The organism is Paraniabella hibiscisoli, from assembly GCF_022512515.1.
Lineage (GTDB): Bacteria > Bacteroidota > Bacteroidia > Chitinophagales > Chitinophagaceae > Niabella > Niabella hibiscisoli.
This window is the reverse complement of the sequence record NZ_JAKWBK010000001.1, coordinates 329330-341351: the sequence shown is the minus strand read 5'-3', so window position 1 is coordinate 341351 and position 12022 is coordinate 329330. Positions and strand designations below refer to the sequence as shown.

Genomic DNA, 12022 nt, shown 5'->3' with positions numbered 1-12022 from the left:
CAAGGTCTCCGCCGGCAGCGCCTGCTGAGTTTATTTCTATTTCAGTTACTTCTGGTAAAATCCATGTTTTTTTAATTTCCATAAAATAAGATTTATTGTTAATTAACGGTGTGCAAATTAACTAGTTATTAGTATTTTGCAAAATTTTTTTCAGGAATATAGGGAATTCTGATACGCTATTGACATCTTTGGGACGCAGAGCCAAGAAACAAGGTATTTTATTCAATATTTGACCTATCAATGAGAACTGTAACTTGCTTTTTTGTATCATGGGTATCCAGTGATTGCGGTATACATTATCCGCTAACACTTTAAAAGCCTCCATTTTTCCAATTGCTGAAAGCCGCATTTCTGTACCCTCTTTGCTCAGAAAGATTATTTTTTCAACTTCCACCGGGGCCGTAGCAAATTGCGTATGGAATGAAAAGCCAAACTTATCCCGGTCTCCATCATCAAAAAGTTTCTGCTTATCACTCGTGTCTAATACGGTTTGTTGATCAAGCGTTTGTTCCCATAAGCGGATCATAGGGTAGGAGGCCTGGGCGTAACATTTTCCATCCTTCATAAATAATATAGCAGTATCATCGGTAAACGGCTGAAATCCCAGTTCCTGCAATTTTACCGCCAGGGTAGACTTGCCTGTTCCTGAGGGTGCCGCAAAAGAGCTACTTTTCCTGGTTGGGTAAATACACCCGATACATGAAAAGGTATGATATCCCGTTGGTATAATGCGGCCGCCAGGCCGTTAGAATAAAAGTAGATCAGGTTTGTTTCATAGTCGCTGTCGATAGGTTCAATCGTTATCTGGTTCCCGTTTGAAATATACAGCCTTATTTTATCCGGGATTGTATAAAGCATTTCAGTTGCATTGCAAACAGCGCACCTGTCAGCATTTTGCCCTTTTTCAACCAGTTGGTCGGGTGCCGTGCCTAAGCGTACATATATTGGATTGTCCGCGTTCTGCGATTCTTTCAGCGGAAATAATGCCGGAAGCTCGATTTCTGAAATTACGGGAATACCAAATGCGAGGTAATGATAAGTCATTGAAATATTTGATAGCCATAATCATTGGCTTTGAATACAAAAGTAGCGGGTGAATTTTAAGTTGGACAATTAATATTTCGCAGTATTGAAATTGCCGTTTACTTGCTGTTTAGCACTTTATCTCCCTTAACCCTCATTTTTAAGTAATAAACAGAAGGACCCGCGGTCATGAAAAGAATATCCCGGTCTTTTCCTCCAAAACAAATATTGGCCGTCCATTTTTCAGGCACAGGAATATAGGCTATTTTCTTTCCCACAGAATCGTAAACCGTAACACCATTACCGGTTAAATAGAGATTTCCCCTGTTGTCCAGGGTAATCCCGTCTGAGCCCTGAGAAATAAATAGTTGTTTTTCTGATAAAGTGCCATCGGGGTTGATCGAAAACCTGTAGGTTTTATTGTCGCCTATATCCGCTACAAAAAGATAGCGCCCATCGGCTGAGCCGGTAATGCCATTGGGTTTAACCAGTTCGTTACTTCCTGTTATGGGCTGGGTGGCTCCACTGGGTAAATAGTACACATTTTGTTGCCGTATTTCCGGCGCTGTTCGCGTCCAGTAGTCGCGTTGGTAGTAAGGATCAGTGAAATAAATGCCGCCCTTATGGTCGATCCATAAATCATTGGGGCCATTCAGCTTTTTGCCATCTACTTTACCCAATAATACTTTTACGATATGCCCACGGGTATCAATCGACCATATTTCATTGTTTTCATCGGCACAGGCTATAATGTTTCCTTTTGCATCTATATCCAGGCCGTTGGCCCGGCCCGCATCTTTTTTAAATTCCCATAACACGGTAGTTTTAGGGTCGTAGCGCCAGATTTTGTTATTGGGCTGATCCGTAAAATAAACTTTACCGTCCTTATCGGCAACAGGACCTTCCGTGAAAGCAAATTCGTGCTTTATCTTCATAAGGCCTTCGAAGTTGCTTGCAATAATACCCGTTGAGTCGAAAAATGGCGCCGTTTGTGCCAGAACGGGGGCTGAGAGTGCGGCAAAAAATATTAAAAGCATGTATTTCATCGACTAAAATTATCAATAATACCTTTCAAACCAATTAGTTTTGTTCCTTCAATAGGCAGCCTCCCGGATAAACGCCTAAACTAACCGTTAACGTATCAACATTTCAACTAAAACACTTACCTTTGCACCCCAATTAGTTCTTTTTAGGTTTTCTGTACAAATAATATTTATACAGAACGAGGAATTTGGGAGCTCTTTCCGGAATAACCGGCAGAGCGTTTGAACCAATAAATCATTTAAAAATGGCAAAAGAAATCTCCGGCTTTGTAAAGCTGCAGTGTAAAGGTGGTCAGGCCAATCCTGCACCTCCAATCGGTCCGGCGCTAGGTTCCAAAGGTGTTAACATCATGGAGTTCTGCAAGCAGTTTAATGCACGCACACAGGACAAACCAGGAAAAATACTTCCTGTATTAATCACAGTTTATACCGACAAAAGTTTCGACTTTGTAATTAAAACGCCTCCTGCTGCTGTACAGTTGATGGAAGCGGCTAAAATTCAAAAAGGTTCTAAAGAAAGTAACCGTATTAAGGTGGGTAAAGTTTCATGGGATCAGGTTGAGGCTATCGCTAAAGATAAAATGCCCGACCTTAACTGCTTCACTGAGGAAAGCGCTATGAAAATGGTTGCTGGTACTGCACGCAGCATGGGATTAACTGTAGAAGGTAAAGCCCCTGGGAAAATTAATCCATAACCCCCGTCTGCTCCAGTGGAGTCCTTTAGACCTCCGGGCAGGCCTTAAAAGAATTACAATGGCAATTACAAAGAAAAGAAAAGCTGTAAATTCCAAGGTGGATGCTAACAAAGCCTATACGCTTAACGAAGCTTCTGCATTGGTTAAAGAAATAAATGTTGCGAAATTCGATGCTTCTGTTGATCTGCATGTACGTTTAGGCGTAGATCCTAAAAAAGCAGACCAGGCAATTCGCGGCACTGTTACCTTACCACACGGTACCGGTAAAACAAAAAGAGTGTTGGTACTTTGCACTCCTGATAAAGAAGCTGCTGCTATTGAAGCGGGAGCTGACCACGTAGGTTTAGACGAGTTTATTCAAAAAATTGAAGGCGGCTGGACAGATATTGATGTGATCATCGCTACTCCTGCTGTAATGCCTAAAATTGGTAAATTAGGTAAAGTGTTAGGCCCACGTAACTTAATGCCTAACCCTAAAACCGGAACGGTTACCAACGATGTAGCAGCTGCAGTAAACGAAGTAAAAGGTGGTAAAATCGCGTTCAAAGTTGATAAAGCAGGTATTATTCATGCTTCTATCGGACGTGTAAGCTTTTCTCCTGAAAAAATCGCTCAGAACGGACAGGAGTTCATCAACGCTATCGTTAAAGCAAAACCTTCTACAGCAAAAGGTACCTATTTAAAAGGTATCAGCATGGCTAGCTCTATGAGCCCAGGCATTGCTTTAGACACTAAAGGCTTTGTTCATTAATACGGCGACGCAACAATTTTTTAAAAAATCATCCCGCCCTGGTGGGACAGTCAAATCGAAATAAAATGACTAAAGATCAAAAAAACGAAGTAATTGAAGTATTGAAGGGTAAGTTCTCTCAGTACGACAATTTCTACATAACCGATACAGAATCACTTACTGTAGCGCAGGTAACTAAACTACGCCGCGCTTGTTTCGACAAAAATGTTGAAATGAAAGTGGCTAAGAACACGCTGATTAAAAAAGCATTAGAGTCTCTGGATGCTGAAAAATATGCTGGCGTTTACGATTCTCTACATAAAGTAACCGCTTTAATGTTTTCTGAGAATCCAAAAGAACCAGCTGTTATTTTAAGTTCTTTCCGTAGCGAAGCAAAAGCTGAAAGACCAGAATTGAAGCTTGCTTTTATCAATGGTGACCTGTATGCAGGTGACAACCAGCTGAAAGCATTAACGCAAATCAAAACCAAGAACGAGCTTATCGGCGAAGTTATTGGCTTGTTGCTTTCTCCAATTCAGCGTGTTATTGGTGCATTACAGAATAAATCAGAAGGAGGCGATGCTGCCCCGGTTGCTGCTGAAACAGCGCCAGTGGTTGAAGCTCCTGCAGCCGAAGCGGCTCCTGAGGCTCCTGCAGCACCTGAAGCTCCTGCAGCAGAAGAGAAACCTGCTGCTGAGTAATTTAATTCCCAAATTGTTGTTCTGAGGATGACAAAGAATGGACAATGGGGAGATCAGTCACAAGGATTTAGTTCTTTTTATAAATCACCGCCCAAGTTATCCCTTGAAGGGATGGGGGTACAATTTTTTTAAAACCCGCCGTCGGATCCATTTTTTAAGGAAGTGAAGACGGTAAAAATTAAACAAAATGGCAGATATTAAAAATTTAGCAGAAAGCCTGGTAGGCTTAACTGTAAAAGAAGTACAGGAATTAGCAGATTTCTTAAAAACTGAGTATGGCATCGAACCAGCTGCTGCAGCAGTAGTAGTTTCTGGCGACGGTGGTGGCGCAGCTGCTGTAGAAGAAAAAACAGCATTTGACGTTATCCTGAAAAGCGGTGGTGCTTCTAAATTAAACGTTGTTAAGATCGTTAAAGACTTAACTGGTTTAGGTTTGAAAGAAGCTAAAGAATTAGTAGACGGCGCTCCAAAACCTGTTAAAGAAGGTGTGAGCAAAGCAGAAGCTGAAGATATCGCAGCTAAGCTGAAAGAAGCTGGAGCTGATGTTGAAGTAGCTTAATTCTAACTTATATAGTTTTCAAGAGGCTGTCTCAAAGGGACAGTCTCTTTTTTGTGGGGTTATGCACAGATGTAAATAAAAATAGGTTACTGTTCGTATATGATTAGCAGTTAGTTGTGTTGGCGTTAATAATTGATGGGTAAATTAAATGTAATCTTCAAAACGTACAATCCGCAACAGGCCATGTTACTGCCTCCGGATCCGGAAGAGTTACCGGGCAGCTGACTGCAATGACTGTCCTTTACGTGAAATGTGTCACGGGCAAAAAGGTAACCGGTAATAGAAGTGAATCATCGGCTACGGATCTTAAAACAGCAAGCAGCTGAACGGTTGCGAAGTCCCGAAGGAATCGCCAGGCGAAAGAACCGCTGTGCAGATGTAGAACCTGTATTTGCCAATATCAAGCATAACAAGGGCTTTAGGCGCTTTATGCTAAGAGGAATTGGAGAAGTATTGATGGAAACAGGTGCTGATAGCGCTGGCACACAACCTGCAAAAACTCACAAAAGCCCAATATCGCTCAAAAACAACAAAACAATCCGCATAAAAGGCGTTGGATGTCTTATGAACTTATCCCAGCCATAAAAAAGAAAACTTGAAAAACCTCACAGCCTAAGAGCCACAAAATAAAAAAACCTCCTCAAATACTTTTGAGACGGCTTCTTTTTTGTTACATAAGAATGGCATGTAAATTGTTTATAAAAAAAGTTAACAATGATATTTTTTTTGTTAAACGAATTGTAGTACCTTTTCCAAAGAATTCATTTTCAAAGCCCGGTAACAGGTAGTATAGAAGCCCTAATAATCACGTTTAAGCCCGCGATACCAGCCCTAGTCCACCGTTACCTGGATATTTAGAACACTAAAAATCAAATAAGCCCGACGGAAAGGCCGTTAAAACTCATATTCTGAAATGTGTCGTGTAGTGCGCAATGAAGCCTGTTAGCAGCAGAGCTTAATTGAAATACTACGACCATGATTGATGTGGTGTCTTTTAACGCATTTACGCAAATTTTAAAAACCTATACGTTATGAGACTTAACACTAATCTCACGCGATTCTATCGTATTGCCCTGACTTTCTTATTTTGCCAACTATTGCTGATAATGCCCGGTACAAAACTCCAGGCTCAGGTATCCTCAGCACCCTTTAATCTTTATCGTCCTTTAACTTCTGATGTTTTTACTAATCTTACAGTAACAAGTAGTACTGCATTAGGGTTTGATGTATTTGGTAATAAAGAAAATATTACTGATAACATCTTAACTAATCCTTCGACCTGGACTTATGCGGTTGCGGGTGCCGCCTGGATAGAAGTAAAAGATAACAATGCAATCGGTGCTGGCATATACCCGGCAGGTTCTTATGCAGGTTTTGTAATAGGCACAGCCAGTATATTAGACCTGGCCAGTTCTATAACCATAACTACGTATTTGGGTAACACATTGCAAGACACTTATAACGGAGGAAGTGGCCTTTTATCTGTTTCACTACTGGGTGGAGGACTAGGTAAAGTAGGATTTGTAACCAGCAAAGAATTTGACAGGGTTCGTATCAATTTTTCCGCCGTGGGCGCTGGTACGCGCAGCGTTTATTATGCCGAGATATTAAGAGCGCAAACGCCGTTGGCGATACCGGCATGTAACATAACAACTGCGTTGGTACAAAATACTTCGCCTGCAATAGTTAGCACGGGTACTACCGGTATAGCAGATGTAAGTTTGCTTGGAAGCATATTTTCTAATATAGGGAACGTGGTAGATGGCAATACAGATAACTCCGGTACTATTACATTGCCGGTGCTAGGCGTACTATCTACAGGCTATATTTCTGTTAGAGAAGCAGGCAACACGAGTCATCCTGCCGGTTATTTTGCTGGATTTGAGATAGCAAGTACAAGCGCTCTGTCATTGAGTCTTTTGGCTAATACAAGTGTAAGTACCTATGAGAAAGGTGTTTTCAGAGAGTCTGTGCCGGGTAGCGCCCTACTAGTTTCAGCTCCTCTATTATCGGGTACGGGGCGATACACTGTGGGCTTTAAAACGAGTCTTTCATTTGATGAAATTCGATACACTTTATCCCAACCGGCTAATGTAAACCTGGGCGCCATAGCTGTTTACAACGCCGTTATTAAACAATATTGTAACCGGGCTACTGATTTTACCTGTAATGTGCCAACTAATCTTGTTTCCACTATTGATCCTGTTTTCGTGAATATGGTTAATACCGGCGTGGACGGCGCCATTGCAGTGGGTAATAATATCGCTGGCTTGGATAATATAATAGACGCTGATCCAAACAGTGCCGCCACTATTAGCCTGGCTGTATCCGGATTAAGCCGTGGACGCATTGCGGTTAAAAATGCGTTGACACCTTACGCTGCCGGAACCTATGTGGGTTTTGACGTGCAAACAGCCTCTCTGCTAAACGCGTCAGTACTGGGTTCCGCCATTATCAGGCTTTACAATGGAACTACAGAGGTGCAGGTTACCACAGGCAATGCGTTACTGGTGGGCGCCAAATCCGGATTGCTGGGGGATAATATCAGGCAAACAGTTGGTGTAGTTGCCAATGGCAGTTTTGACCAGGTGCAAATTGAGTTTACACAGCCGGTAGGAGCTAATCTTGGTACTATACAGGTATTTGGAGTAAAGATTCAGAAAAACTGCGCCGGAGAGGTGCAGTGTAACACCACTAATATTATTAAAACTCCTGAATACGGCGCTATTATTGAAAATGCACGGTCTGGTATCTCAGGTGTAGCATGCGTAAGTTGTGCCGTTACCGATGCCGAAAAAGTGATTGATAATAACGCGGCAGCTACCGATTTTGCCAATATCAGGATTACAGCAGGTGTTGCTGCTACCGGATCAATTTCCGTATCTGCGCCGGCCAATACATTCCCGGCAGGTACTATAGCAGGGTTCCTTATTCGAAATAATAACAATGCACTACTATATGCCGATCTGCTTAGCTCAATAAGAACAACCTGGAACAACGGAGTACAGCAGGAAACCCGCTCTGCTGCCGAGCTTCTCAATCTGCAGGTGATCATACCCATTTTGGGCACAACTTCCGGTGTTTATAACGTTGGATTTTTAACAAGCTTACCGTACGACGAAATCCAGATATCTACCACCACCGTCGTGGGCGCTCTTAAAGATATAGATGTGTTTTATGCAACAGTAGATACCCGTTTTTTACCGGTAGGAACGCCTGGCCTGAGTTGTAGTTCGTTCTTTACGTTGCCTGATATCAATTACGGTATTATAAATGTACCGCTTACAGGTAATGTAGCTACAAATGATAAAAAGCCTGCTGGTGCGGTATATTCCAACTCGGGTTCAGCCAATGGCGCAGATCAGGCGGCTAACCCTTCAGGTGCAACACTTATTTTAAATGCTAACGGTACTTACACACACCAGGCCACTCAGACAGGTGTTTATACTTACGAAACCACACTCACCGATCCATCCAACGGTATGGTGAGAAAGGAAAACCTTACGATTATAGTGGGTAACGCTACCGATGTGAATCTTACTCCACCGATTGTCAACACGGATATTGCCACCACTAAAGTAAATACGGCTATATCTTATCCGGTGAGAAATAACGATGAAGTAAGTACATCCGGTGCTACCTTTGGCTTGCCTACTATTTCTGTACAACCTAAGCATGGAACCGCTGTTGTAAATGGTGACGGAACAATTTCTTATACACCCATAACCGGGTTCGTAGGCAGGGATACGCTTACGTACAACGTGTGCGAACAGCCTGGTGGCAGTAAATGTGGAAGCGCATATTTTGTAACGGAGGTAGTATTGCCAAATCCCGGCGCAGTAGCTGCAGGAGATGATTTTGACAGAACTAAAGGTGAAGCCGTTTCCGGTAACGTAATCTCCAACGACACTGACTCGGAAGGAGCGGCATTGGTGGTAGAGCAGCAAAGTATAACAAACCCTACAGGGACATTAACATTAGCAACAACCGGAGCTTATAGCTACACACCGGCTCCCGGCTACTCAGGAACAGCACAATTCACGTACAAGGTTTCACGCAGTACCAATGCGCAACTGAACAGCATGGGAACGTTATATGTTGACGTGAACGAAGTGGCTGGGGTAGATCTTACCGCCAATATACTTGTTTTGCCAACCCAGGTTACCGGTACCGCTACTTTAAATGCCAGGGTTACCATTTCTACAGCCAATGCGCTTACGACCAATGGAACGCCGGTTTATGTTACTATTCCCAAGTCACCCAACTACGCCATGCAAACCTATAACCCTTCTCAAACAATAGTGGCGGGCATCCCTGTACAAAATGCAGATTGGACTTACCTGGGAGAAAATACTCTGAGCTATCGGTTCCGGTTAGAGGTACTAATAACCGGCAGACAATTGCCGGGCAGTCTGCAAGTTCTTTTGCTGTATCCTTACTGTTCAATGGTAACGGTGCAACTGGCTCTGATAACATCATAGTCACCATTTTTGACGCATCGGGTGGCGACGCTAATACACTAAATAATACAGACAGTGATCGAATTAATTATGCACCATCTCAAAATCCATAATCTAAACCTTATTCAGCAACAATTAACAAAGTAATTATGAAAAAATCGTTAGTCTCCTTAATCATCGCGTTGTTTTTCACGCAGGCAATATTGGCTCAGGACATAGCTGTGAACGGCGCTACAGTGGCCCCAACGCCTGCACTGGTAAATGGAACGGTAACTTTAAACTTTAACTTTATTAACCAATCCACAATTCCGGTTACCATTACTGCAGAGCCAACACGGGTTACCGTAAATCTTCAGAAGATGATTCCTATCACCGATGGAGGCGGCGCTGTACCGGTAACGGGCACATTTGCTACTTATTTTACCTGGGCCTATGATGCGCAATCGGCAACCCTTATCGGCACTCAAAACCAAACAATACCAGGTAGCACGTTTGAAGACCCCAGCGGAGGAAGTATCATCTTTCAGGCCATTGTAACCGAAGCTTCGGCACAAAATGCGGGGGCAACCGGTCACGGCATCAACGTTAATATCGTACCCGGTTCAAACATAGTAGGCAATTCAACCACTAATGATGCGGTATCGGTTTATGGGTATACCAACGGAGTATTGCCTGTTGCTTTTGGAAGTGTAGAAGCCGCCTTCGTAGGAAGTCAACTTAAGGTTGACTGGCAAACCCTGAGTGAAAAAAATAATAAGGAGTTTTCTGTTAATGCATCACACAATGGAACAGACTTTCACCAGATTGCTACTGTTGCTACACAGGCAACAGACGGCAACTCAGATGCGGAGCTGAAATATAGCTTTTCTACCAGTTGGAAGGAATTAGCGAAATTATCTGGTTTCTCCTTGCTCACCGCTTCTGTTTTGGTGTTATTGATGGCAATGCTTTATCCTGCGGCGCGCAAGAAAATATATCTTACAACCCCTTTACTGGCAATTGTTATAGCGGTGGTTTTATTTTCCTGCCGGAAGAAGGATAGCGTGGATACCAGTGAAACACCCACTCTTTATATTCGAATCGGACAAACAGATATTGATGGAACCGTGAGGTACTCTAAAGTAGTTACCGTAGTTAAAAAATAGGGTATAAGCCCTGTTACGTAGCCAGCCCTTTTAACACGAAAGCCCGCGATTATATCGCGGGTTTTTTAGTAAGCTGTTTTGTAAGAAAAGATATATTTCAACAATATTTTAATCTGATAAAGTTGTTTTATGCTGCTCCGCAACAATAAGTGTAGTAGTGGGAGAACTTTGTCGGGAGAAGATGTTATTGGTATGCTTTATGCTATTAAAAACAATATTAATTTGATATTTCAGATACTTGCCTTTCCGTTTCAGTTTAGCAGCAAAACAATCGCTATTATTCTTTTTATGATTAAAAAAATTATTCTTGTCCTCGTTGGAATTATCGCTGTGGCCGGCATTTCGGCGCAGGGTAATCTGTGGAGCAATTCCATAACTTACAGTAATCCGAATACGCTGAACCCCTTTACGGTTGGTGATGTTGTTGCTACAGGTATTACGGTTTCGGGTATTGGCAGGGGGCCGGGTATCAATGGTGTAAATGGTACTGATGAGTATAATGCTGACAGCTGGAATACGCTTGCACCAGATCTGAATGCTTATTTTAGCTTTACGCTGACGCCTGACGCTGGTAAAAGAATAGACTTTTCCAACGGTGTTTTAACTATTCAAAGATCATTTACAGGTCCTGTATCATTTTCAGGCCGTTCGAGTGTTGACGGGTTTGCGAACGATTTGTTTGTAGCCACTATTGCAGATCCTGCTAATCAAACCGGCGTATTAATTGAACTGGATATGTCAGCATTTCAAAACATCGCCGCTCCTATCACTTTCAGGCTTTATGGTTGGGGTGCTTCAGCTGCCAGCGGCACGGCGAGCGTTAGTGATTTTTCATTCACAGGAACAGTAGAAACTTCGCCTTTGCCAGTTACTTTCGGTACGCTCGAAGCAGTAAAAGCTGGTAATGTCATTAATATAAACTGGTCAACCCAGCAGGAAACAAATAATGATCATTTTGAAGTAGAAGCCTCAAAAGATGGCAGCACTTTCTATACTTTAAAAACTGTTCCGTCATTAAACGGAAATTCACCTGCTATTCAATATTACCGTACGAGCATAACAACATCAGATTTTGCTGGGCTTTTATCTATTCCTGTTGTTTTAGGCTTACTAAGCGTAGCAGGATTTAACCGTCGCAGCAGGTTTTATTTAATAATCCTGACGGTACTGTCAGCAGCAGGTTTTATTGCCTGTAATAAGCGAGCTGATATTGTTGATCATAGTGATATTGAAAAAATCTTTATACGCATTAAGCAGGTAGATATTAATGGCCAGTTTAAGTATAGCAATATCATTCAGGTGGTTAATAAATAATTAGTTACCGGTAGTAATATACCTGGCAACTTTTTCGTAGGAGTCGGCAGTTTGTGCCACCGATTCTTTTATAGCTTCAATATCCGTAAAATTTCCTTTTTCTTTCCGTTGCTTTAAAATCTGGAACGCCAGTTTCGCGCTGATATAAGGATGATTATTAAGCTCATCGTAGGAGGCCGTGTTGATATTCATTTTCCTGATCGCGCCTGCATCAACCTTTAACTGAGGTTTTATTTTCTGAAAGGTCGAATCAGGAATTCCATACGTTTCTCCAACCTGCTCGATTGAGTAAAACCCACCCAGCTTTTCTCTGAAATTGACAATTTTAGTAGCCAGCTTGTTTCCAATCCCG

12 protein-coding genes and 1 pseudogene are annotated in these 12022 nt (G+C 42.3%); 8 read left to right on the top strand and 5 right to left on the bottom strand.

Annotated features, from left to right (window positions below; translation table 11 throughout):
• Window positions 1-121 precede the first annotated feature (121 nt).
• The 3 genes from MKP07_RS02140 to MKP07_RS02130 form a co-directional block, all read right to left on the bottom strand.
• Window positions 122-616, bottom strand: a complete 495-nt coding sequence (locus MKP07_RS02140) for a hypothetical protein (protein ID WP_240844789.1) — start codon at window positions 614-616, stop codon at window positions 122-124.
• 2 nt (window positions 617-618) lie between these two features.
• Window positions 619-1044, bottom strand: a complete 426-nt coding sequence (locus MKP07_RS02135) for a hypothetical protein (RefSeq protein ID WP_240844788.1) — start codon at window positions 1042-1044, stop codon at window positions 619-621.
• Window positions 1045-1142: 98 nt separating this feature from the next.
• A complete protein-coding gene (locus tag MKP07_RS02130) occupies window positions 1143-2069 on the bottom strand; it encodes an SMP-30/gluconolactonase/LRE family protein (protein ID WP_240844787.1) in 927 nt (308 codons plus the stop codon).
• A gap of 242 nt (window positions 2070-2311) precedes the next feature.
• Between MKP07_RS02130 and rplK the strand changes: the two genes are divergently transcribed.
• The 8 genes from rplK to MKP07_RS02095 all read left to right on the top strand — a co-directional run bounded on the left by rplK (window position 2312) and on the right by MKP07_RS02095 (window position 11670).
• Window positions 2312-2761, top strand: coding sequence for a 50S ribosomal protein L11 (rplK, locus tag MKP07_RS02125; RefSeq protein WP_240844786.1), 450 nt, complete (start codon window positions 2312-2314; stop codon window positions 2759-2761).
• Window positions 2762-2819: 58 nt separating this feature from the next.
• Complete coding sequence (gene rplA, locus MKP07_RS02120; protein WP_240844785.1) at window positions 2820-3512, top strand: 50S ribosomal protein L1; 693 nt, start codon at window positions 2820-2822, stop codon at window positions 3510-3512.
• Between the two features lie 65 nt (window positions 3513-3577).
• Window positions 3578-4192 (top strand): 50S ribosomal protein L10, encoded by a 615-nt coding sequence (gene rplJ, locus MKP07_RS02115; protein ID WP_240844784.1) that lies wholly within the window; start codon window positions 3578-3580, stop codon window positions 4190-4192.
• A 187-nt stretch (window positions 4193-4379) separates the two neighbouring features.
• Window positions 4380-4751, top strand: coding sequence for a 50S ribosomal protein L7/L12 (rplL, locus tag MKP07_RS02110; RefSeq protein ID WP_114792121.1), 372 nt, complete (start codon window positions 4380-4382; stop codon window positions 4749-4751).
• 285 nt (window positions 4752-5036) lie between these two features.
• A complete protein-coding gene (locus MKP07_RS41970; protein ID WP_394803526.1) occupies window positions 5037-5336 on the top strand; it encodes a transposase in 300 nt (99 codons plus the stop codon).
• Window positions 5337-5782: 446 nt separating this feature from the next.
• The gene (locus tag MKP07_RS02105) at window positions 5783-9232 is read left to right on the top strand and encodes an Ig-like domain-containing protein (protein ID WP_240844783.1); all 3450 of its coding nucleotides are present in this window, start codon (window positions 5783-5785) and stop codon (window positions 9230-9232) included.
• A 128-nt stretch (window positions 9233-9360) separates the two neighbouring features.
• Complete coding sequence (locus tag MKP07_RS02100; RefSeq protein ID WP_240844782.1) at window positions 9361-10356, top strand: hypothetical protein; 996 nt, start codon at window positions 9361-9363, stop codon at window positions 10354-10356.
• Between the two features lie 129 nt (window positions 10357-10485).
• Window positions 10486-11670, top strand: a complete 1185-nt coding sequence (locus tag MKP07_RS02095; protein ID WP_240844781.1) for a hypothetical protein — start codon at window positions 10486-10488, stop codon at window positions 11668-11670.
• On the opposite strand, the gene MKP07_RS02090 is transcribed toward MKP07_RS02095, so the two are convergent.
• A complete protein-coding gene (locus tag MKP07_RS02090; RefSeq protein ID WP_240844780.1) occupies window positions 11671-11862 on the bottom strand; it encodes a helix-hairpin-helix domain-containing protein in 192 nt (63 codons plus the stop codon). It abuts the gene before it with no gap.
• Between the two features lie 87 nt (window positions 11863-11949).
• Window positions 11950-12018: pseudogene (locus MKP07_RS02085) on the bottom strand (hypothetical protein); the annotation flags it as partial.
• Window positions 12019-12022: the final 4 nt, after the last annotated feature.